Source organism: Halomonas sp. PGE1 (assembly GCF_013000985.1).
Taxonomy (GTDB): domain Bacteria; phylum Pseudomonadota; class Gammaproteobacteria; order Pseudomonadales; family Halomonadaceae; genus Halomonas; species Halomonas alkalicola.
The window spans coordinates 348,440-370,838 of record NZ_CP053032.1; the positions used below are offsets into that span (position 1 = coordinate 348,440).

Below are 22,399 nucleotides of genomic sequence, written 5' to 3' on the forward strand. Positions count from 1 at the left end.
AAGCAAGGCATCTCGAGAGCAGGCATCTGCTGTCATGACATTTTCGGGAGACTGACATGCTGAGGGAGCGACTGCGCAACTGGCGCAAGATCACCATCATGGGGGCGTCGCTGGGGGCCGCCGTGATCTTCTTCGTGGCCGGGATCATCTTCTGGGGGGGCTTCAACACGGTGATGGAAGCCACCAACAACATGAAGTTCTGCAGCTCGGCCTGTCACGAGATGAGCTGGGTCTACGAGGAGTACCAGGAGCGGCCCCACTACCACAACAAGTCCGGGGTGGGGGCCACCTGCTCGGACTGCCACGTGCCCGACGCCTGGGGCCCCAAGATGATCCGCAAGATCCAGGCCAGCCGCGAGGTGTGGCACTGGATGCTGGGTACCATGGATACCCAGGAAGAGTTTTACGATAGGCGCTTGCATCTGGCCGAGAACGTCTGGCGCTCGATGCTGCGTACCGACTCCCGGGAGTGCCGCAACTGCCACGATTGGTCCGCCATGGATCTCGAGCAGCAGCCCGCCCGCGCCGCTCGCGAGCACGCCCGAGCCTTCGAGCAGGGACAGACCTGCATCGAGTGCCACCAGGGCATCGCCCACGAGCTGCCCGAGGCCTGGGACGAGTCTCCCGTCTGGGCCGCCCGCTTTGAGCATGACACCGAGGCGGACCTGGACCGCGGCGAGCCCGAGCTGCCGCTGGAGGCCGAGGAGCTGGGCGACGCCGTGGCCGCCGAGGGTGATATCGCCTCCGGTCTGGCCTGGGACGATGTCCCGGTCCTCGACGTGACCCTCTTCATGCCGGGGCAGGCCTCCATCGAGTGGATCCAGGACGGCAGCTCCCACGGCGGCGGGCGCGCCTTCAGCTTCGGCGACCGCTGCATCTGGTGCCATGCCGGCGAGGAGGCGCAGATCGGCGCCCTGGCCACCAGCGCCGAGAAGATCGAGACCTATGACCTGGGCGACAAGCGCGGCCATATCCCGATGGCCGTGCAGACCGCCTTCGACGACGACTACCTCTACATGCGCTTCCAGTGGGAAGACGCCGAGCATGCGCCGCTGCCCTTCGTCGATGGCGGCATGATGGACCCGGAGAACGAGATCAAGCTGACCGTCAGCTTCGCCGATGACCGCGTCGACATGGCCGACCGCGGCGGCTGCTGGGCGAGCTGCCACCACGACTCCACCTACATGCCGGATGCCCCCGACCAGGAGGCCCTGGAGCAGAGCGAACTGGCCGAGCGCCTGGCACTGATGGACGGCGTGACCAAGTACCTCTCCGAGAGCCGGACCGAGATCGAGGTGCGCGGCCGTCGCGGCGCCGCCCGCGGCGGCTGGGACAAGCTCAAGGAGAGCGAGGAGATCGACGAGCTGTTCGCAGGCGGGGTCTACCTGGACATGGCGCGCTTCAAGAGCGGCAGCGAGCGCACCGAGTCCGGCTATATCCTCGAGCAGCGCCACTTCGACGAGAGTGAGGCGGTGGTGTTCAGCGCCAGCAAGGAGGACGGTGTCTGGACCGCCTACATGACCCGCGCCCTGCGCACCGGTCAGCAGGGCGACAAGCCGCTCTCCCTGGACGGCAAGTACAACATCAACTTCGCGCTTCACGATGACCATGCCTCCTCCCGCTTCCACCACGTCTCCTGGCAGCACGGCCTGATGTTCGGCGCCGACGAGGTGGACGAGGAGCTGGTCGAGATCAACGCCACGCGCATCGAGCGCTGAGAGGAGGTGGAATGAGTCAAGCGACGCAACTTCGCGGCTGGATCGGCGCCCTGGCGCCGGCCCTGCTGCTGGTCGCCGGGGCGGCTCTGGCCGCTCCGACCATTACCGGTTACGGCAGCGCCGAGTTCGGCATGTCCCCCGACGAGGTGCGCGAGCGCCTGGCCGTGGATGGCGTGACCGACGTCAGCGAGGAGCAGACCGCCGACGGCGACCTGCTGATCGACGGCCGCCTGGGCGGGGCTCCGGCTGACGGCGCCCCGGCGGTGGAGACCGATCTGCGCTACGTCTTCCCCGCGGGCAGCGAGCAGCTGGCGCTGGTGGTCGCCTTCCATCCCGAGGTGGCCGACCAGGCCGCGGTGAAGGAGCGGCTCACGGCCGAGTACGGCCAGCCCTGGGAAGAGGAGATGGCCGAGTGGTGGCTGGAGCAGCTCGCCGAGGGTATGCCGGCCACCCCGCTGGGCTTCTCTGCCTGGGGCGGCGACGAGCAGCAGCGCGACCGTTTCGTGCGGCTGTGGACCTTCGAGGAGTACCTGACCGTGGAGTATCTGGACAATCGGCGGCTCTCCGGTCGCCAGTAGTTGCCCCCACCATCCTGTTGTACCCTGGGCCGCCCTTCGGAGCGGCCCTTCGTACGTTGACACCACGACCGCTGATACCGAGGAGTATCGAGATGAAGCGCACTGTTCTGCTGGCCGCCGCCCTGCTGATGGGAGCCGTCACCCATGCCCTGGCGGCCGATCACGGCCAGCATGGCCATCACGGCCATGCCCAGGGGGAGATGACGGAGTCCCGCCATAAGGTGCGTGGCATCTATCTCGGCTACGACGCCGAGACACACCGCATCAGCGTGGCCCACGAGGAGATCCCTGGGGTGATGCGTGCCATGCGCATGAACCTGCGCCTGGCCGAGGGCGATGCGGCCCCCGGGCTTGCCGAGGGCGAGCGGATCCGCTTCACCATGATGGGCAAGGTGGAGGAGGGTATGACCTGGTATGCCGATTCCATCGAGGCGCTGCCGACCGACACCGAGCTCGAGCTGCCGGAGAACCTGCGCGAGATGATCGGCCACTGAGGCAGACGCCTGCTCAGGCGATGGCGTGCTTCTTCATGCGGTAGAGCAGGGTATCCCGGGTGAGTCCCAGCAGGCGGGCGGCCCGGGTACGGTTGCCCTCGCTGCGGGCCAGCGCCTGGCGAATCAGCTCCACCTCCAGGGCCTCCAGGCTCAGTCCACCGGAAGGCAGTCGCCAGCCTTCGCCGCTCGTGGGCGGGGGCAGCGGCGCGAGCCACCCCCCGGGGAGGCTCTCTGGCGTCAGGGTCTGGCCGTGCAGCAGGACCACGCAGCGCTCCACCAGATTGCGCAGCTCGCGGACGTTGCCGGGCCACGGGTAGGCGGCAAGGCGCTTCATCAGCGCCGGCGTGAAGTCGGGGGCCTCGACGCCGTGCCGAGCCGCCAGCTCGCGGCAGAAGCGTCTGACCAGCAGTGTTACGTCACCATCGCGCTCGCGAAGGGGCGGCAGCTCCAGGGGAATCACATGGAGCCGGTAGAAGAGGTCGGCGCGGAAGGTGCCGGCCTCCACCCGGTCGCGCAGGTCCTGATGGGTGGCGGCCAGGATGCGCACGTCGACTCGCTCCACCCGATCCGCCCCCAGCGCCTGGCACTCGCCATTCTCCAGGAAACGCAGCAGCTTGCCCTGGGCCGCCAGCGGCAGCTCGGCGACTTCATCGAGGAAGAGGGTGCCGCCATGGGCCTGCTGTACCCGGCCGCGCTTGTCGGCCTGGGCGCCGGTGAAGGCGCCGCGGCGGTGACCGAACAGCTCCGACTCGACGAGATCCACCGGAATGGCGGCGCAGTTGAGGGTCACCCAGGGGCCGGCGGCCCGCCGGCTCTCGCGATGCACCAGTCGCGCCATCAGCTCCTTGCCGGTGCCGCTCTCGCCGAGGATCAGCACCGTGGCGTCGGTGGCCGCCACCAGGCGGGCGGAGCGGACCACGGCCTGCAGGGCCGGGGACTCGCCGACCAGGTCGGCGTGGGTCTCGCTGGGGTCCCGAGCGTGAGTCATGACATTCCCCCTCGGGTAATCAGCAATGGCACCGGGGCCAGGAGGATGATCGCTACGCCTGCCAGGCGGCGAACGACGGGCTGGCGCAGGGTGGCCGCCACGCGGCTCGCCATCACCCCCACCGTGAACAGCATGGGCAGGGTGCCCAGCCCGAAGAAGAGCATGAAGAGCCCGCCGCGCAGGGCGCTCTCCGTGGTCAGGCCATAGAGCAGCGCCGAGTAGACCAGCCCGCAGGGCAGCCAGCCCCACACCAGCCCGAACCCCCAGGCCTGGGGCAGCCGATGCACCGGCAGCAGGCGGCGCCCCAGCGGCTCCAGCCGGCGCCACAGCGGCCTGCCCACCCGCTCGATTCGCGAGAAGCGGGGAAACCAGCCGGCGATATGCAGCCCCACGGCGACCAGGAAGAGCATGCCCAGGCCGCCCATGACCCGGCGATCCGGCGTGCCCAGCAGGCCCATCAGCCAGCCGGCGCTGGCCGCCACCAGGATTCCGGCCACCACGTAGCTGGTGACCCGCCCCAGGTTGTAGGCCAGGTTGAAGGCCATCAGCCGTCGGGGCTCGTTGCGAACCTCCGGGGAGAGGCTGAAGGTCAGTGCCCCGGCGATGCCGCCACACATGCCCAGGCAGTGGGTACTGCTCAACAGTCCGAGCAGGAAGGCCACGATCCATTCGGCCGGCATCGGGGTGGGTCTCCTGAACGCTGCGATTCACCGGGTGAGATGGGGTCGATTGTATAGTCGGGACCACCGGCCTGTCCCGACAGAGGGAGCGCTAACCGCTGCCCAGGCGCCATGCGTCAACGGGAGGGCTGCCCGGCGACATGCTTGGGGCTTTCTGGCGCGCAACTTGCAGGGACAGGATGCCGTTTCGTTGACGTATTGCTGGCCCCGTTGAGGGGCCTTTTTTTTGGCGCCCTTGTGGCGCGGCCATTGCCGCGCGCCGACGCCTGCAGTATGCCGAGAGGTGACAAGCAGGGCGCGGTGTCGAGTGTGGCATTTGCCACGGCGAGCGCGGCAAATGCCATACCGTTTTCTCGGATGGTTGTCAGCCGCCCTCTGCCGGGGGCTGATCGCCGTCGTCCAGGCACTGCTGCCGGGCGCGCGCCATGGCCTCGGCGGCACCCTCCAGGGAGAACACCATGAACCAGGGATCGTCCTCGGCGCGCATCAGGCGCAGCCGCAGGGTCTCGCCGCGCCGCATCTCCTCCAGCAGCAGTGGCTGCTCCTCGAGCAGGAACTGCACGTAGAAGCCGCTATCGCCGCGCTCGGTGATGAACTCCGCCTCGCCGCCGTGGATCGTCTCGTGGTCCACCCGCAGGTCGGCGGGCACGCGGTTGACCACCCGGCTCTCCGGCTGACGCTCGCCCAGGTCCACGCGCAGCTCAAGCCAGGGCCTGTCGCAGGCACCGGGGGTGAGGTTGACGCTGAACAAGGAGTCGCTGTAGCTGCCGACCTCCAGGGCGCGATAGTGGCGCTCCTCGCCCAGCATGAGGGTCAGCGACTGCCACTGGCCATGGGTCTCGGCATCGACGGTGTTGTAGATGGCGGCGCTGGCGCTGGCGGTGGTCAGCAGGGTCGCCAGCAGCAGGGCGGGGGGCAGGACGGGCTTGGGCATCGGCGGGCTCCTTGGGGCGAGGCCATGATGGTAGCACCCCTGCCCACGGCGGTTGATGCCGACGCGGTGCCCGGCTGCCTGGGGCCCTACTCCAGGGTGGCGAAGTGGGCGGCCAGGTCGGCGATCTCCTGCTCGCCCAGGCTGCGGGTCATGCGCTTGAGCAGATGGCCGCGTTCGCCGTCCTTGAGCGCCTGCATGCGGGCCGTGAACACCTCAGGGTCGAGGCCGGCGATGCTGGGATAGCGGGTGATGTTGCTGCGGCCATCGGGGCCATGGCAGCTGGTGCACCTCGGGGCCAATTCGGCACCGCGCTCGGGGTCTCCCTCGGTAGCCGCGAGCTCGGCGAGGGCCGCCGGGGCGGCGAGGGCCAACAGAAGGGCCAGGGTGGCCGAGGGGATGATCGACATGACCCGCTCACTCCATCGAGGGAACCTGGGTCCAGTCTAGGCGGGCCGGCGGGGAGTGCCCTTGATGCAGGTCATGCAGGCCCGGGAAGGGACGGGCTCGCGCTCAGTCGAAGTCGCGGCTCGGCAGCAGCCAGTCGTCACTCGGGCGGTGGCCGGCCTGCTCCGCCTGCTGGTACTGGGCCGCCATCTCGCCGGTGATGGTGGCGAGGGCCTCATCGACGCCCGAGTGGTCGTCGCTGCTCTCGAAGGAGGGCTCGTCCTGCAGCGGGGTCTGCAGGTAGTGGCTCTGCTCGCAGGTGACGCGCTCGCTGCCGACCTCGCGATAGCAGCGGATGCGGATCGGCGTGGGAATCTGGCCGAGCTGGAAGATCATCTCGGTGATCAGGAAGCGCTGCTGGTGAATCAGGGGGTGGCGAATGGCGGCCGGGGTGTCCATGGGCGAGAGTCTCCTGAGGGTGAGCCGAGCCCGCCCGGAAGGGGCGTCCCGGTCAACATAGCACCCGCCCCACAGGGGTAAAAGGCGAATACCTTGATCTGGGTGCGTTGTCGCGTTCGGCAAACTATCCCATGCTTCACTCCGAAAGAGGTTTTCCGGATGCATATTATGCGCCGGCCTGACTGACCCGGAGTGGAGCGTCTTGTGACAAGTTTCCTGCGACCCTGGCTGGTGACCCTCGCGCTGCTGATGGCCGTCGTGTTGTCGAATGCGGCCCTGACGACGCCGGCCCAGGCGGCCGAGTGGCTGCCGGTGGTCTTCCCCGAGGCGGACGCGGTGGGCGAGCCCATCGAGGAGCCGCCGGTGCTGCCGGTGCTGCGCGACGGCGAGACCGTTGGCTATGTCTTCGAGACCAACGATATCGCGCCGATTCCCGCCTACTCCGGCCATCCGGTCAACATGCGGGTCGGCATGGCGCTGGACGGCCGCATCACCGGGGTCGAGGTGCTCGACCACTCCGAGCCGATCATGCTGGTGGGCATTCCCGAGACGGTGCTCGACGACTTCGTCGGGCAGTATGCCGGCAAGTCGGTGCGCCAGAAGGTGCGCGTCGGCCTGTCGCGCCAGCAGCGCGAGGGCTACGAGCAGGTCGATGCCGTCTCCGGCGCCACCGTTACCGTGGTGGTGATGGGCGAGGGGATCATGCGCTCGGCGCGGCGCGTGGCCCGGGAGCTGGGTATCCTCGAGGGCGGCGTGGCCGAGCGTGCCACGGTGCGCGAGGACCACTTCGAGGAGGCGAGCTGGGAGGCCCTGCTGGCGGAAGGCGCCATCGGCCACCTGCAGCTGACCCGCGGAGAGGTGGACGAGGCCTTCATCGGCACCGCGGCCGAAGGCGTCGAGGCGGCTCCGGAAGGGCGCGAGGAGGAGACCTTCATCGACCTCTACTTCGCCTACCTCAACGTGCCCACCGTGGGCCGCAACCTGCTCGGCGAGCGCCAGTTCGAGCAGCTGATGGCGGGCCTGGGCGAGGATGAGCACGCCCTGGCGATCATGGCCAACGGGCGCTACTCCTTCAAGGGCTCCGGCTTCGTGCGCGGCGGCATCTACGACCGCATCATGATCCACCACGGCGGGCGCACCGATCAGTTCCACGATGCCGACATGCGCCGCCTGTGGGGCGTCGAGGCCGAGGGCGCGCCGCGCTTCGCCGAGCGCGACATCTTCATCCTGCGCGAGGAGACGCGCTTCGACCCGGGCCAGGCCTGGGAGCTGGAGCTGCTGGTGCGACGCCAGGTCGGTGCCCTGGACACCGAGTTCGCCGGTTTCGACGCCGAACTCAAGGTGCCCGAGCGCTTCCTGGTGATTCCCGAGCCGGTAGCCGACGCCATGCTCGACGACGAGACACGCCCGCTGTGGGTCTCGGTGTGGGAAGACCGTGTCATGCATATCGTGGTGCTGGGCGCCGGCCTGGTCCTGCTCACCTTCATCCTGCTGTTCCAGGACTGGCTGGCCAGGCGGCCTCGCCTGCTGCACACGATTCGCTACTCTTTCCTGGTCTACACCGTGGTCTTCATCGGCTGGTACGCCCTGGCCCAGCTCTCGGTGGTCAACGTTCTCACCTTCGCCAACGCCCTGTTCACCGACTTCCAGTGGTCCACCTTCCTGATGGATCCGATGATGTTCATCCTCTGGAGCTTCGTGGCGGTCACCCTGCTGCTTTGGGGGCGCGGCGTCTACTGCGGCTGGCTGTGCCCCTTCGGCGCCATGCAGGAGCTGATCAGCGCAGTGGCCCTGAAGTTCAAGGTGCCGCAGTTCGAGCTGCCCTTCGCGGTCCACGAGCGGCTCTGGGCGCTCAAGTACATCATCCTGCTGGGGCTGTTCGCCCTCTCCCTGCAGTCGCTGGGCCAGGCCGAGATCTACGCCGAGGTGGAGCCCTTCAAGACCGCGGTGCTGCTCAAGTTCCAGCGCGAATGGGGCTTCGTGCTCTACGCGGTGCTACTGCTGGTGATCAGCGCCTTCAACCACAAGTTCTACTGCCGCTATGTCTGCCCGCTGGGCGCCGGCCTGGCGATCCCCGCGCGCATTCGCCTGTTCGATTGGCTGCGCCGCCACAAGGAGTGCGGCAAGCCCTGCCAGATCTGCGCCAACGAGTGCCATATCCAGGCGATCCATCCCGACGGCCGGATCAACCCCAACGAGTGCCACTACTGCCTGGACTGCCAGGTGACCTATCACAACGACCGCAAGTGCCCACCCATGGTGGTGCAGCGCAAGAAGCGTGAGAAGGCGACCCGGCTGAGCAGCAAGGTGGCCGAGAGCCGGCGGATTCCCGCTGCCGAGGTGTCCGGAGACGGTGCCTGAGGCGGCTGCCGAGCAGTGAACCGGGAGCCGCCTCGGCCACGGCCGAGGCGGCGACGGAAGCAGAAGGCCGGCCGCAGAGTCGGCATCGCAAGAAAGCGACAACGAAACGGAGAAGCGTCATGAGCGACAAGCAGAAGGGTGACAAGCCCACCGGAACCGTCAACGAGGGGCGCCGCCGCTTCCTGGCGGGCAGCGCCGCGGTGGGCGCGGTCAGCATGGCCGGCGCCGCCGGCGTGGCAGGCGTGGGCGCGATGACCCGCAGCCAGCCGGCCCAGGCGGCCAGCAACGGCAGCGCCGCCAATATCCATGTGGCGCCGGGTGAGCTCGACGAGTACTACGGCTTCTGGAGCGGTGGCCACAGCGGCGAGGTACGCGTCTACGGCGTGCCCTCCATGCGCGAGATCATGCGCATCCCCGTGTTCAACCACTGCTCGGCCTCCGGCTGGGGGATGACCAACGAGTCCAAGCGCATCATGGGCGACAGCCACCGCTTCACCAACGGTGACGCCCACCACCCCCACGTCAGCTACACCGACGGCAGCCACGATGGCCGCTACCTCTTCATCAACGACAAGGCCAACACCCGCGTGGCGCGGATCCGCCTCGACGTCTTCAAGACCGACGCCATGGTGACGGTCCCCAACGTCCAGGCCATCCACGGCCTGCGCCTGCAGAAGGCGCCGCGCACCGGCTACGTCTTCGCCAACGGCGAGTACATGATCCCGCAGCCCAACGACGGCCGTGACATCAACGACCCGTCGAAGTACCACACCCTGTGGAACGCCATCGACGCCGACACCATGGAGGTGAAGTGGCAGGTGATGGTGGACGGCAACCTGGACAACATGGATGCCGACTACACCGGCAAGTACGCCGCGGCGACCTGCTACAACTCCGAGGGTGCGGTGGACCTGGCCGGCAAGATGCGCGCCGACCGCGACTGGGTGACCGTGTTCAGCATCGAGCGTATCGAGCAGGCGGTGGCCGAGGGCAACTACATGACCATCGGCGACTCCGACGTGCCGGTGGTGGACGGCCGCAAGAGCTCCGACCTCAACGTCACCCGCTACGTGCCGGTGCCGAAGAACCCCCACGGCCTCAACACCTCCACCGACGGCAAGTACTTCATCGCCGCCGGCAAGCTCTCGCCCACGGTATCGATGATCGAGATCGCCAAGCTCGACGACCTGTTCGAGGGCAAGCTCGATGACGAGCGCGACGTGATCGCCGCCGAGCCGGAGCTGGGTCTCGGGCCGCTGCATACCACCTATGACGGCCGCGGAAACGCCTACACCACCCTGTTTATCGACAGCCAGGTGGTGAAGTGGAACATGGAAGATGCCGTGCGCCACTACAACGGCGAGGATGTCGAGTACATCCGTCAGAAGATCGACGTCCACTACCAGCCGGGCCACAACCACGCGACACTCTCCGAGTCCAAGGATGCCGATGGCAAGTACCTGTTCTCGCTGAATAAGTTCTCCAAGGATCGCTACCTGCCGGTGGGCCCGCTGCACCCCGAGAACGATCAGATGATCGATATCTCCGGAGAAGAGATGGTGCTGCTCCACGACACCCCGACCTTCGCCGAGCCTCACGATGCGGTGATCATCCGCCGCGACCAGATCCAGACCAAGCAGGTCTGGGATCGCGACGACCCCTACTTCGCCGAGACCATCCGGCAGGCCGAGGAGGATGGCGTCAACGTCGAGACCGACAACACCATCATCCGCGACGGCAACAAGCTGCGGGTCTACATGACCTCGGTGGCGCCGAACTTCGGCATCACCGAGATCCCGGCCAAGGTGGGTGACGAGATCACCGTGACCATCACCAACCTCGACCGCATCGAGGACCTCTCCCATGGCTTCTGCGTCGTGGACCACGGGGTGAGCATGGAGATCAGCCCGCTGCAGACCGCCTCGATCACCTTCACGGCCGACAAGCCCGGGGTGTTCTGGTACTACTGCAACTGGTTCTGCCACGCGCTGCACATGGAGATGGTCGGCCGCCTGCTGGTCGAGCCGGCATGATCCCGCGGCAATAGACAAGCGGCAGTCCCTGCCGGGTCGGCGCCTCGCGCCGGCTCGGCAGCTCCCCCAAGACGGACAGAGAACACCATGCGCTCGAGATGGTTACTCCCTCTTCTTATCCTGTTGCCCGGCCTCGCCCTGGCCGCCGAATGGCGCGCCGTCCCCGGCGAGACCCCCCTGCAGCAGGTGCTGGAAGCCGCCGCGCCCGGTGATACGGTGCGGGTGGCCGAAGGCGTCCACCTCGGCAATTTCGTGATCGAGGTGCCCCTTACCCTGGTCGGCGAGCCCGGCGCCATCCTCGACGGGCAGCGTAGCGGCAGCGTGCTGACCGTGGCCGCCCCCGGTGCCACGGTGCGCGACCTGCACATCCGCGAGGACGGTGCCAACATCACCGACATCGACAGCGGCATCTTCGTGGCCCGCGAGGCCGAAGGCGCCGTCATCGAGAACAACCGCATCGAGGCCCGCGGCTTCGGCATCTGGCTCGATGCCGTGCCCGATGTGAAGGTCATCGGCAACCGCATCAGCGGCGATACCTCGCTGCGCTCCCAGGATCGTGGCAATGGCCTGCAGCTCTACAACGTCACCGGTGCCGAGATCCGCGACAACGAGGTATGGGAGGCCCGCGACGGCATCTACATCGACGTCAGCAACCACAACCGGCTGATCGGCAACCTGCTGCGCGACCAGCGCTACGGCGTGCACTACATGTTCTCCCAGAACAACGTGGTGCGCGACAACGTCACCCGCAACAACCGCCTGGGCTATGCACTGATGCAGTCGCGCCACCTGGAGGTCGTCGGCAACCGTTCCGAGCGCGATCAGAACTACGGCTTTCTGATGAACTTCATCGTGCACTCGTTGATCGCCGAGAACGTCGCCATCGAGGCCCAGCGCGGCGGCATGGCGGCGGCACCCGATGGCCATGCCATCAGCGGCAGCGAGGGCAAGGCACTGTTCGTCTACAACTCGCTGTTCAACGAGATACGCGACAACCTCTTCGCGCGCACCGAGATCGGCATCCACATGACCGCCGGCTCCGAGGACAACGAGTTCCACGGCAACGCCTTCGTCGGCAACGAGACCCAGGTGAAGTATGTGGCGCTGCGCGAGCAGGAGTGGTCCTTCGAGGGGCGCGGCAACTACTGGAGCGACTACCTGGGCTGGGACCTGAGCGGTGACGGCCTGGGCGATATCCCCTACGAACCCAACGACTCGGTGGATCGCCTGATCTGGACCTACCCCATGGCCAAGATCCTGATGAACAGCCCGGCGGTGCAGGTGCTGCGCTGGGTGCAGCGCGAGTTCCCGATCCTGCGCCCACCGGGCGTACGCGACAGCCATCCGCTGATGGCCCTTCCCGACTGGATGGCGGAGATAGTGCAATGACCCAACCCGTGATCGAGATGCGCTCGGTCGGCAAGCGCTTCGGCAAGCTGACCGCCCTCGACGAGGTGAGCCTGACCCTGGGCGAGGGCGAGGTGCTGGGCCTGATGGGCCACAACGGCGCCGGCAAGTCCACCTCCATGAAGCTGATCCTCGGCCTGATCCGGCCGACCAGCGGTGAGCTCCGGGTGTTCGGCCACGACCCCGGCGGTGCCGCGGCCAACGACCTGCGCCTGCGCCTGGGCTACCTGCCCGAGAACGTGCAGTTCTACGAGCAGCTCTCGGGCTTCGAGGTGCTCGACTACTTCGCCCGCCTCAAACGCATCGGCCGCGGCGTCGTCGAGCCGCTGCTGGAACGCGTGGGCCTGGGCCACGCCATGCACCGCCGGGTGAAGACCTACTCCAAGGGCATGCGCCAGCGCCTCGGTCTGGCCCAGGCGCTGATCGGCGAGCCGCGGCTGATGCTGCTCGACGAGCCCACCGTGGGGCTGGACCCCATGGCCACCCGCGACTTCTACGGCATGGTCGACGAGCTGCGCGGCCGCGGGGTCAGCGTGATCCTCTGCTCCCACGTGCTGCCCGGGGTGGAGCGCCATATCGACCGCGCGGCGATCCTCGGCCAGGGGCGCATGCTCGCCTCGGGCAGCATCGATGAGCTGCGCGAGGCCGCCGACCTGCCGCTGGTGATGCGCCTGCGCACCACCCGGGCCGCGGAGAGCCTCGCCGAGTCGCTGCGGCCCCATGGGGTGCTGGCCCGCGTGGCGGGGGATGGCCGAATCGAGCTCAAGGTGCCGGTGCGTGCCAAGCTGGCGGTGCTGCGCAGCCTGATGGCCGACCCCGAGACCGCCGACCTGGACCTGGAGCCGCCCACCCTGGAGTCGCTCTATGCCCACTTCGACGGCACCATCCGCAACCGCGGGGTGGCCGAGCCGGCCCCGGCGGCGACCCTCGACGCCCAGCAGGGAGTGAGCGCATGAGAAACCTGATGATCGTGGCCGGCAAGGAGTTCCGCGACGGCCTGCGCAACCGCTGGGTGCTGGCGATCACCCTGGTATTCGGCCTGCTGGCCATCGGCCTGGCCTACTTCGGCGCCGCAGCCTCCGGCCAGGTGGGCTTCACCCGGGTCTCCACCACCATCGTCAGCCTCTCGAGCCTGGCGGTGTTCCTGATTCCGCTGATCGCCCTGATGCTGGCCTACGACAGCATCGTCGGCGAGGACGAGCAGGGCACCCTGCTGCTGCTGCTCACCTACCCCATGAGCCGGGTCGAGATCCTCGCCGGCAAGTTCCTCGGCCATGCGGCGATCCTCGGCGTCTCGACACTGGTGGGCTTCGGCGTGGCCGGGGCGGTGATCGCCGCCTTCGGCAGCGTGGAGCTGCTCGGCGAGCTGGTCGCGGCCCTGGCGCTCTTCATCCTCTCGGCGATGCTGCTGGGCTGGGCCTTCATCGGCTTCGCCTACCTGATCAGCGTCAGCGTGGCGGAGAAGTCCCGCGCGGCGGGCATCGCCCTGGTGGTGTGGTTCTTCTTCGTCATCGTCTACGACCTGGCGCTGCTGGGGGTGCTGGTGGGCACCGGCGGCCAGGTCAGCGAGGGGCTCTTCCACTACCTGCTGCTGCTCAACCCCACCGACATCTTCCGCATCGTCAACCTGACCTTCTTCGAGGCGGCGCGGACCCAGGCGGGGCTGGCCTCCATCGGCGCCGATGCGGCCTTCCACCCGGTGCTGCTGCTGGGCGCCCTGCTGGCCTGGGTGGCGGTGCCACTGGGCCTGGCGCTGTGGATCTTCCGCCGCCGCGAGATCTGACAAGGAAACCGACCCATGCTGACACGCAGGAAGTTCATCATCGTGCTGGGGGGCGTGACCCTGGCAGGGCTTGCCGGCTGCGGCGGCGAGGAGGAGGTGGCCGCGGCCTGCGAGCAGCGCCCCTTCCGCGACGACGACGAGTGCGCGGTATGCGGGATGTTCATCGCCGAGTTTCCGGGCCCCAAGGCCCAGGCCTGCCTGCGCGACGGGCGGCTGCTGACCTTCTGCTCCACCTCGGACATGTTCGTGTGGCTGCTGCAGCCCGACTCGGTGCCCCAGCTGCGCCAGGCCTTCGTCCATGACATGGGTATCGCCGACTGGGACCACCCCTCGGACGATGCCTTCATTCCTGCCGATGTGGCGGTCTACGTGACCGAGCATCCGGTGATGGGCGCCATGGGCCCGACCCTGGCCTCCTTCGGCAGCGAGGAGGCGGCCCGGGCCTTCATGGCGGAGCACGACGGGCGGCTGCTCGGCTACGAGGAGATCGACGTACAGGTGCTCAACGACCTGGCGCGGGCGCATATCGAGCGCACCATGTAGCGGGGTCGGCGGGCGGCTGCCCGGCCCGGAAATGCAGCGCCCCCGGCAGCCTGGCTGCCGGGGGCGCTTCTGGTCGGGTGCTGGCCCTGTGGCTCAGAGCGGCTCAGAGCACCGGTTCGAGCATGAAGTCCACCGCGGCCTTCACCTCCTCGTCGCTGAGGTTGGTGAAGCCGCCGCGGGCCGGCATGGCCTGGAAGCCGTTGATGGAGTGGTCATAGAGGGTCTCCATGCCCTGCTCCAGGCGCGGGGCCCAGGCGGCCTCGTCGCCCTTGATGGGCGCGCCGGCGGCACCGGTCATGTGGCAGGCCATGCAGGCCTGGTTGTAGATCGCCTCGCCGTCGGGCTCGGCCTGGACGGCGGCCGAGAGGGCCAGGGCGGCGATGCCGGTCAGGGTGAGAGTGGCCAGTCGCTTCATGAACATGTCTCCAGAATGCATCTTTAGGCGGTGAAAAAATCGGATGGCGCCGATGCCTCCGATGTCTGGGCCCATGATGGCGCAGGGCGCCGTGGGCAGCCATGACCCATGTCATGGCGAAACGCACTTTCAAGCATCGCCGACGCCGCCCGGCAGCGCAAGCCGGCGGTCGTCAGGGGGCCAGCGGCGGGGTGCTGCCGGCCTTGCTGGCCAATGGCTCGATTCTCAGCAGCTCGACCAGCTGCGGCTGCTGGGGGCCCAGCATGTCGGCCAGGGTGTACTTGTCGAGCACGGCGAGAAAGGCACGCAGCGCCTCGGCCAGGATCGGCTTGAGCCGGCAGGCCGGGGTGATCTTGCACTCGTTGCTGTCGCCGAAGCACTCCACCAGCTCCAGGTCGTTCTCGGTATCGCGCACCAGCCTGCCCAGGCGAATCTCCTCGGGGGCCTTCTTGAGCAGCAGGCCGCCGTTCTTGCCGCGAATGGCGGTGATGTAGCCCTTGTGGCTCAGGTCCTGGACCACCTTCATCAGGTGGTTGCGGGAGACCTCGAAGCTGGTGGCGATCTCATGGATCGTCGAGCGCTCCTCCCCCTTCGCCGCCAGGTAGATCAGCACGCGAATGGAGTAGTCGGTAAAGCGGGTCAGGTGCATACGAGGGCTGCCACCTCTCTGCTTGATAGTAGTCAAACATGATTAGATAAGAAGCTTCTATTCTATCATTTTTCCGCTCGCTACCGTTAAGGCATCATCGCCTGCGGCATCGGGTCGCGTCAGCAGGAAGCCTGCCACGCCGCAGAACAGCAGGCCGGTCAGTGCCAGCACGACTGGCGCCGCGCCGCCGACCCACAGCACCAGCCAGCTGATCAGCAGCAGCACCAGCGCCAGCCGCTTGGCCCGGCGCGGCACCGCGCGCTGTTCCCGCCAGGCGTGCAGGGTGGGCCCCAGGCGCGGATGGTCGTGCAGCCATCGGGCCAGCCGCGGCGAGCCCTTGGGGGCGGCCCAGGCCGCCAGCAGCAGGAAGGGCGTGGTGGGCAGTAGCGGCACCACCAGCCCGGCGGTGCCCAGGCCGATGCAGCCGTAGGCCAGCCCGCTCCAGGCGATGCGCGAGACCGGGTGTGTCATGGAACCTCCCCCGTGGCGGCGATGCTCAATAAATAGAATTTTACATGCATGTTAAAGAGTGACGCAAAACCTTCCCCGAGTCGCACCGGGGGAACCGCTTCCAACGTTCCCGCCTGGCGCTGGCTCTTCCCGCTGGCCGCGCTCCATGCGGCCCTGCTGGTGCCGCTCTCGCTGCTGTCACTCTATCACCTGCAGGAAGTGCCGCTGCTGGCTTCCCCTGCGGCACATGGTCGCGAACTGCTGTTCGGCTTCGCCCTGACGGTGATCGCCGGCTACCTGCTAGGGCCGCTGCCGCCGCGACGGCTGCAGGCGCTGGTCGCCCTGTGGCTGCTGGCGCGGCTGGGCGGCCTGGTCTGGCCGGGAGCCCTGCCGGTGATCCTCGCCGATGCCGGTTTCGTGCTGCTGGTCGCCTGGCACCTGGTGCCGCGCTTCCTTGCCGCCAAGAAGTGGCGCAACCGGGTGCTATCGCCGCTGCTGGGGCTGCTCTGCCTGCTGGCCCTGGTCACCCTGGTCTGGCGTCACCTGGGCGTCATGCCGACCACGGCGCTGGTGATGCACCAGGGGGTGCTGTGGCTGGCGCTGCTGATGGTGTTCATGGGTGGGCGGGTGCTGGCGCCGGCGGTGAACGGCTACCTGATGGCCAGCCGGCGCCAGGCCGGTGCCGGGGTCCAGCCGCGCACCGAGGCGGGGCTGATCGTGCTGCTCGGGGTGACGCCGTTGCTGATGCTGTGGCCACCGCTGCGGCCGCTGGCGGCGGTGCTGGTGCTGGCGGCGGGGGGGCTGGTGCTGTGGCGGCTGTGGCGCTGGCGCCCCTGGGCCTGCCGGGGCCGCCCCGACCTGCTGGGGCTGATGATGGGCTACGCCTGGTTGGGGGTGGGCCTCTTGTTGCTGGCCCGGGCCTGGTGGCAGCAGCCCCATGCCAGCGCCACCCTGCATGCCTTCACCATCGGGGCGCTCGGCACCCTGGCCTCCGGCATCATGCTGCGCCAGGCAATCCTGCGCGCCAAGGCGCGCCCCGAGGCGGAGCCGCTGCTGCTGCCCCTGGCGCTGCTCTTCTCGCTCGCCGCGGTGCTGCGCCTGCTGGCGCTGGACGCAGGAGAAGGGTGGCTGCTGCTGCTGTGGGGCTCTGCCCTCGCCTGGAGCCTGGCCTGGGGGCTCGCCGCCTGGCGGCTGCTCCACTGGTGCCGCCGCACGGTGCGCCGCAGGCTTGATCCAGGTCAGCTACCTCGAGAAGGGTACCGACGCGCCGGACCCTGAATGGCATACTCTGCCCCATACGGCGGCGCTGCGGTGCCGCCACCCGGTCAAAGAGGCTGTTTCACGATGCAAGACGACCTGCTGTTCGATCGCCCCCTGGTGGAGAAGTACGACCGTCCGGGGCCGCGCTATACCTCCTACCCCACGGCGCCCCAGTTCCATGCGGCCTTCGCCGAGGACGACTATCGCGCCGCCGCCGAGCGCAGCAACCGGGCCGAGACGCCCAAGTCGCTGTCGGTCTATGTGCATATCCCCTTCTGCAAGAGCCTCTGCTACTACTGCGCCTGCAACAAGATCATCACCCACAACACCGAGCGCGCCGCCGAGTACCTCGAGTGGCTCAAGCAGGAGATCCGCGTGCAGGGCGCGCTGTTCGACGAGTCGCGGCGCATGACCCAGCTGCACCTGGGCGGCGGCACGCCCACCTACCTGAGCAACGCCCAGCTCGGCGAGCTGATGGCGGCGCTGGACGAGGCCTTCCACTTCGCCCCGCCTGCCGAGCGCGAGTTCTCCCTGGAGGTGGACCCGCGCACCGTGACGCCCGAGCAGATCCACGAGCTCCATGACCTGGGCTTCAACCGGCTGAGCTTCGGGGTGCAGGACTTCGACCGCGAGGTGCAGGAGGCGGTCAACCGCCTGCAGAGCGAGGAGCAGGTGGTCGAACTGGTCCAGGCGGCCCGCGACGCGGGCTTCGCGTCGGTGAGCGTCGACCTGATCTATGGCCTGCCGCGCCAGACCGTGGCCAGCTTCGATGCCACCCTGACCAAGATCATCGCCCTGCAGCCGGACCGCATCGCCAGCTACAGCTATGCGCACCTGCCCGAGCTGTTCAAGGCCCAGCGCCTGATCCGCCCCGAGGACATGCCGCCGCCGGAGCGCAAGCTGGAGCTGCTCGAGCTGACGATTCGCCGCCTCACCGCCGCCGGCTACGTCTACATCGGCATGGACCACTTCGCCCTGCCCGACGACGAGCTGACCCTGGCCCGCGAGAACGGCACCCTGCAGCGCAACTTCCAGGGCTACTCCACCCACGCCGACTGCGACATGATCGCCCTGGGCATCACCTCCATCGGCAAGGTGGGCGACACCTACAGCCAGAACGTCAAGGAGACCGCCCAGTATCAGCATCGCCTGGAGGAAGGGCGCCTGCCGGTGTTCCGCGGCTATCGCCTCAACGCCGATGACCGCCTGCGCCGCGACGTGATCAACGCCCTGATGTGCCACAACCGCATCGACTTCGCCGCCATCGAGGCCGCCCACGGCATCGTCTTCCGCGACTACTTCGCCGACGCCCTGGCGCAGCTTGAGGAGATGGCCGACGACGGCCTGCTGGCGATCCGCGAGGGCGAGATCGAGGTGCTGCCCGCCGGCCGGCTGATGATGCGCAATGCCGCCATGGCCTTCGACGCCTATCTCAAGCCCGAGGAGAACCGCTACTCGCGCACCGTCTGAGCGAGTCGGCGCAGCCGATCGACGCGCCGTCTCCCGCCCCTGGCCGCGCCACGCCGCGGCTCTCTCGCTGTCAAATGAAAATGGGTCATGATGTCGCCTCGCCTGCACCAGATATGGGGCTTGCCGAGGCGATATGGTCTATATATGGTAGGCGGGCCGCGGGTGATCGAGGGCTGTCCGGCGACATGATGCATGTCAGTGCAGCCCGGGGAACACCGGCCTAGGATGAACGGTTCGGCGGCCTCGGCCGCGTGGTTATCCTCAGGAGAGCTGTCATGTCCCTGCCGTTGTTGCCTTTACCGTTACAGGCCCTGCCGCGCCTTCCCGCACCCGCCCGCCTGATTCGCGCCGTCGATCCGCGCGTGCCGGTCGGCGTCAAGCGCCGCCTGGTGGAACCGCTGCTCAACCGCACCTTCGCCGAGCCCCTGGCCGAGGGGGAGTTCGACGCCCTCGAGGGGCGCCGCATCACCCTGGCCATCGAGGATCTCGGCGTGGCGTTGACCCTGACCCTCGAGAACGAGCGCCTCAGGGTCTGTACCGAGCCCGGCGAGGCCTCCATCCGCGGCGGCTGGCGCGAGTTCCTCTGCCTGGCCACCCGCCGCGAGGACCCCGACGCCCTGTTCTTCCAGCGCCGGCTGCTGATCGAGGGCGACACCGAGCTCGGCCTGATGGTCAAGAACCTCCTCGACGGTCGCGAGGAGGGGCTGGCCCAGGGGCCCTTCGGTGAACTGCTGGTCCGCCTGGAGCGGCTGGCGAGACGCACGAGCTGACCCTTTTCCGATAAACCGACTTTCTTCCGGAGCCATCCGCATGAGCACTTCCACCAAGGCCGTGAAGTCATCCAGCGAGGTCCCCCTGCAGGGGCCGTCCCGCGACATCTGGGACTCCAAGTACCGCCTCAAGGATCGCCACGGCAAGCCCGTGGACAAGGACGTGGGTGCCACCTGGGAGCGGGTGGCCCGGGCCCTGGCCGCGGTGGAGGGTGAACGTGCCGATGAGTGGCTGCCGAAGTTCCGCTGGGCGCTGGAGAACGGTGCCATCCCGGCCGGGCGGATCATGTCCAACGCCGGCGCCGAGGCCTACAAGCCGGCGGTGAGCCTGATCAACTGCACGGTGTCGCGCACCATCCGCGACTCCATGCACGACATTCTCGACTCTGTGGTGGATGCCGGCATGACCCTCAAGGCGGGCTGCGGCATCGGCTACGACTTCTCCACCCTGCGCCACAAGGGCGCCTTCGTGTTCGGCGCCGGGGCCGGCACCAACGGCCCCCTGGCGTTCATGGATATCTACGACAAGATGTGCTTCACGGTGGCCTCCGCCGGCGGGCGCCGCGGCGCCCAGATGGGCACCTTCGACGTCGGCCACCCCGACGTGCGCCAGTTCATCGAGGCCAAGCGCGAGGCGGGCCGCCTGCGCCAGTTCAACCTCAGCCTGCTGATCACCGACGAGTTCATGGAAGCGGTGAAGAACGACACCGACTGGCCGCTGGCCTTCCCGCTGCACGCCGGCGAGAAGGACGACGTCGACGAGAGCGAGCTGCTCTACCGCGACTGGCCGGTGATCGAGGAGGGCTACACCATCGACGCCGAGGGCCGCGTGGCCTGCCGCATCGTCGAGGTGATCAGGGCCCGCGAGCTGTGGGACACCATCATGCGTTCCACCTACGACTTCGCCGAGCCGGGCTTCATCCTGATCGACCAGGTCAACCGGATGAACAACAACTGGTTCTGCGAGGAGATTCGCGCCACCAACCCCTGCGGCGAGCAGCCGCTGCCCCCGGAGGGCGCCTGCCTGCTGGGCTCGGTCAACCTGACCCGCTTCGTCATCGACCCCTTCGGCAAGAAGCCGCGCTTCGACTGGGAGCGCTACCGCCAGGTGGTGGCGATCTTCACCCGCATGCTCGACAACGTGGTGGAGATCAGCGGCCTGCCGCTTCCCGGCCAGCGCCGCGAGATCGAGGCCAAGCGCCGCCACGGCATGGGCTTCCTGGGTCTGGGCTCCACCCTGACCATGCTCAAGATCCCCTACGGCTCGCCGGAGTCGCTGGCCTTCACCGAGGAGGTGAGCCGCAACCTGGCCGTGGAGGGCTGGAAGCAGGCGCTCGAGCTCTCCCGGGAGAAGGGCATGGCTCCGGCTCTCGCCGAGGACTACGAGATCACCCCGAAGATGATGCGCGAGCGTCCCGAGCTCAAGAAGGACGGCTACGAGGTCGGCGACAAGGTGCCGGGCCGCATCCTGCACGCCCGCTACAGCCGCTACATGCAGAAGGTCGCCGAGGTGGAGCCGGAGCTGGTCGCCCAGCTCGCCGAGCACGGCGCGCGCTTCACCCATCACAGCTCCATCGCGCCGACCGGCACGATCTCGCTGTCGCTGGGCAACAACGCCTCCAACGGCATCGAGCCGTCGTTCTCGCACCGCTACTTCCGCAACGTGATCCAGTCGGGCAAGAAGACCAAGGAGCAGGTGGAGGTGGTCTCCTTCGAGCTGGCGGCCTACCGCCACTTCATCGCCGCCGACGCCGTGGAGAGCGACCTGCCCGACTACTTCATCACCGCCGATGCGGTGAGCCCGAAGCAGCACGTGGCGGTGCAGGCCGCCGCCCAGGCCTGGGTCGACTCCGCCATCTCCAAGACGGTGAACGTGCCCACCGAGTTCGCCTTCGAGGAGTTCAAGGACCTCTACCTGGACGCCTACGCCAGCAAGCTCAAGGGTTGCACCACCTTCCGCTTCAACCCGGAGGCCTTCCAGGGCGTGCTGGTGCGCGAGGACGATCTCAAGAACACCACCTACGTGTTCGAGCTGGAGAACGGCGAAACCATCGAGCTTGCCGGTGACGAGAAGATCATCTACGACGGCGAGGAGCACAACGCGGCCAACCTCTATGATGCGCTGAAGGAAGGCACCTATGGCAAGTGGTAATAACGGCACTTGCCGGATCAGCCCCGAGCGATGGATGCCCAGTGCCACCCAACAATTTTCCGGAGGAGCCTCCTGATGGCCGTCGAGATCACGTCCAAGATCGTTTCCTACAGCGTCAAGAAGGCGGTGGAAGAGCCGCCGCTGCCCGAGGAGAATCCGCTCACGGTGCGCATTCCCTCGCGTCCCGAGGGCACTCTGGAGGCCGTGTCGGAGAAGATCTCCTACGTCGGCGCCGAGGGGCGCAAGAAGGTCTACCTGCTGGTCTCCTTCATGCCCGTTGAGGGCGTGCTGGGCGGCAAGCGGGTGGTGATCGAGCGCCCGGTGGAGTTCTTCTTCCCCTCCGGCCAGCTCTCCAGTGAGCACCAGTGGATCACCGCCACCATGCGCAGCCTGTCGCTGGCCGCCCGCGGCGGCTACGTCACCCAGGCGGTGGCCGACCTGCGCAAGGTGGCCTGGGACAAGGGACTGGTGCGCTGCGGCATGAACCGCTGGGGCAAGCCGGTGTTCCACGACTCCGAAGTGGCGGCCATCGCCTGGTCGATCCAGCAGATCCTCTACCGCCGCGGCTTCCTCGATCAGGACGGCAACCAGGTGCCGGTGGAGGAGCTGGTTGCCCGCTACGCCCAGCGCCAGGCCAGCGGCCACCTGTGGGTGCCGCCCACCGCCGAGGAGATCGAGCAGGCCGAGCGCAAGGCCGAGGAGGCCGCCCATGCCAAGGGTGACGGCCCCACCGTGGTGGGCCACTGCCCCGAGTGCAACGGCGAGCTGATCATGATGGACGGCTGCCCCACCTGCTACTCCGGCTGCGGCTGGTCGAAGTGCGGCTGAGCCATCGGCTCGGCGGGTGAGTCGCCTTTCCTGACTGGCAGCA

At 68.0% G+C, this 22,399-nt stretch carries 22 protein-coding genes; 14 read left to right on the forward strand and 8 right to left on the reverse strand.

The genetic code is table 11. The annotated features are described in order from the left end of the window. The first annotated feature begins 56 nt into the window (after positions 1-56). The 3 genes from HIR79_RS01730 (at position 57) to HIR79_RS01740 (ending at position 2,790) form a co-directional block, all read left to right on the forward strand. Positions 57-1,718 carry a NapC/NirT family cytochrome c gene (locus HIR79_RS01730; RefSeq protein ID WP_249322222.1) on the forward strand — a complete coding sequence of 554 codons (1,662 nt, stop codon included), beginning with the start codon at positions 57-59 and terminating at the stop codon, positions 1,716-1,718. Between the two features lie 11 nt (positions 1,719-1,729). Next, entirely contained in the window at positions 1,730-2,296 is a 567-nt protein-coding gene (locus HIR79_RS01735) for a hypothetical protein (RefSeq protein WP_169956314.1), read from the forward strand. A gap of 92 nt (positions 2,297-2,388) precedes the next feature. Then, positions 2,389-2,790, forward strand: a complete 402-nt coding sequence (locus HIR79_RS01740) for a copper-binding protein (RefSeq protein ID WP_169956316.1) — start codon at positions 2,389-2,391, stop codon at positions 2,788-2,790. Positions 2,791-2,803: 13 nt separating this feature from the next. On the opposite strand, the gene HIR79_RS01745 is transcribed toward HIR79_RS01740, so the two are convergent. From HIR79_RS01745 to HIR79_RS01765, 5 genes are all read right to left on the reverse strand, one after another. Continuing rightward, on the reverse strand, positions 2,804-3,778 hold the full coding sequence (locus tag HIR79_RS01745) for a sigma-54 interaction domain-containing protein (RefSeq protein ID WP_169956318.1): 975 nt from the start codon (positions 3,776-3,778) through the stop codon (positions 2,804-2,806). Then, on the reverse strand, positions 3,775-4,458 hold the full coding sequence (locus HIR79_RS01750) for a sulfite exporter TauE/SafE family protein (protein ID WP_169956320.1): 684 nt from the start codon (positions 4,456-4,458) through the stop codon (positions 3,775-3,777). The genes HIR79_RS01745 and HIR79_RS01750 overlap by 4 nt, the downstream gene beginning before the upstream one ends. Before the next feature lie 364 nt (positions 4,459-4,822). Then, positions 4,823-5,392 (reverse strand): hypothetical protein, encoded by a 570-nt coding sequence (locus HIR79_RS01755; RefSeq protein ID WP_169956322.1) that lies wholly within the window; start codon positions 5,390-5,392, stop codon positions 4,823-4,825. A gap of 86 nt (positions 5,393-5,478) precedes the next feature. Further along, complete coding sequence (locus HIR79_RS01760; protein WP_169956324.1) at positions 5,479-5,799, reverse strand: c-type cytochrome; 321 nt, start codon at positions 5,797-5,799, stop codon at positions 5,479-5,481. A gap of 103 nt (positions 5,800-5,902) precedes the next feature. Next, positions 5,903-6,235, reverse strand: a complete 333-nt coding sequence (locus HIR79_RS01765; RefSeq protein ID WP_169956326.1) for a hypothetical protein — start codon at positions 6,233-6,235, stop codon at positions 5,903-5,905. 204 nt (positions 6,236-6,439) lie between these two features. Between HIR79_RS01765 and nosR the strand changes: the two genes are divergently transcribed. From nosR to HIR79_RS01795, 6 genes are all read left to right on the forward strand, one after another. Then, positions 6,440-8,596 carry a transcriptional regulator NosR gene (gene nosR / locus HIR79_RS01770; RefSeq protein ID WP_249322223.1) on the forward strand — a complete coding sequence of 719 codons (2,157 nt, stop codon included), beginning with the start codon at positions 6,440-6,442 and terminating at the stop codon, positions 8,594-8,596. Between the two features lie 119 nt (positions 8,597-8,715). Further along, positions 8,716-10,629, forward strand: a complete 1,914-nt coding sequence (gene nosZ, locus HIR79_RS01775; RefSeq protein WP_169956328.1) for a TAT-dependent nitrous-oxide reductase — start codon at positions 8,716-8,718, stop codon at positions 10,627-10,629. A gap of 87 nt (positions 10,630-10,716) precedes the next feature. Further along, a complete protein-coding gene (locus tag HIR79_RS01780; protein ID WP_169956330.1) occupies positions 10,717-12,018 on the forward strand; it encodes a nitrous oxide reductase family maturation protein NosD in 1,302 nt (433 codons plus the stop codon). Beyond that, entirely contained in the window at positions 12,015-12,992 is a 978-nt protein-coding gene (locus HIR79_RS01785) for an ABC transporter ATP-binding protein (protein ID WP_169956332.1), read from the forward strand. The genes HIR79_RS01780 and HIR79_RS01785 overlap by 4 nt, the downstream gene beginning before the upstream one ends. Next, entirely contained in the window at positions 12,989-13,819 is an 831-nt protein-coding gene (locus HIR79_RS01790; protein WP_169956334.1) for a DUF2705 family protein, read from the forward strand. Before HIR79_RS01785 ends, HIR79_RS01790 begins: the two co-directional genes overlap by 4 nt. Positions 13,820-13,834: 15 nt before the next feature. Continuing rightward, complete coding sequence (locus tag HIR79_RS01795; protein ID WP_169956336.1) at positions 13,835-14,362, forward strand: nitrous oxide reductase accessory protein NosL; 528 nt, start codon at positions 13,835-13,837, stop codon at positions 14,360-14,362. A 103-nt stretch (positions 14,363-14,465) separates the two neighbouring features. Here the strand turns inward: HIR79_RS01795 and HIR79_RS01800 are convergent, their stop codons facing one another. From HIR79_RS01800 to HIR79_RS01810, 3 genes are all read right to left on the reverse strand, one after another. Continuing rightward, positions 14,466-14,777, reverse strand: coding sequence for a c-type cytochrome (locus HIR79_RS01800; protein WP_249322224.1), 312 nt, complete (start codon positions 14,775-14,777; stop codon positions 14,466-14,468). Between the two features lie 172 nt (positions 14,778-14,949). Next, positions 14,950-15,426 carry an Rrf2 family transcriptional regulator gene (locus tag HIR79_RS01805; protein ID WP_169956340.1) on the reverse strand — a complete coding sequence of 159 codons (477 nt, stop codon included), beginning with the start codon at positions 15,424-15,426 and terminating at the stop codon, positions 14,950-14,952. 57 nt (positions 15,427-15,483) lie between these two features. Beyond that, a complete protein-coding gene (locus HIR79_RS01810) occupies positions 15,484-15,897 on the reverse strand; it encodes a YbaN family protein (RefSeq protein ID WP_169956343.1) in 414 nt (137 codons plus the stop codon). Between the two features lie 48 nt (positions 15,898-15,945). On the opposite strand from HIR79_RS01810, the gene HIR79_RS01815 reads away from it, so the two are divergent. The 5 genes from HIR79_RS01815 (at position 15,946) to HIR79_RS01835 (ending at position 22,356) form a co-directional block, all read left to right on the forward strand. After that, positions 15,946-17,154: an NnrS family protein gene (locus HIR79_RS01815; protein WP_169956345.1), complete on the forward strand. Its 1,209-nt coding sequence runs from the start codon at positions 15,946-15,948 to the stop codon at positions 17,152-17,154. A 66-nt stretch (positions 17,155-17,220) separates the two neighbouring features. Continuing rightward, entirely contained in the window at positions 17,221-18,606 is a 1,386-nt protein-coding gene (hemN, locus tag HIR79_RS01820; protein ID WP_169956347.1) for an oxygen-independent coproporphyrinogen III oxidase, read from the forward strand. Between the two features lie 275 nt (positions 18,607-18,881). After that, on the forward strand, positions 18,882-19,376 hold the full coding sequence (gene ubiT, locus HIR79_RS01825; RefSeq protein WP_110069486.1) for a ubiquinone anaerobic biosynthesis accessory factor UbiT: 495 nt from the start codon (positions 18,882-18,884) through the stop codon (positions 19,374-19,376). Positions 19,377-19,416: 40 nt separating this feature from the next. Next, positions 19,417-21,528, forward strand: a complete 2,112-nt coding sequence (locus HIR79_RS01830) for an adenosylcobalamin-dependent ribonucleoside-diphosphate reductase (protein WP_169956348.1) — start codon at positions 19,417-19,419, stop codon at positions 21,526-21,528. A gap of 75 nt (positions 21,529-21,603) precedes the next feature. After that, positions 21,604-22,356, forward strand: a complete 753-nt coding sequence (locus HIR79_RS01835; RefSeq protein ID WP_169956350.1) for a ribonucleoside-diphosphate reductase — start codon at positions 21,604-21,606, stop codon at positions 22,354-22,356. Positions 22,357-22,399 lie beyond the last annotated feature (43 nt).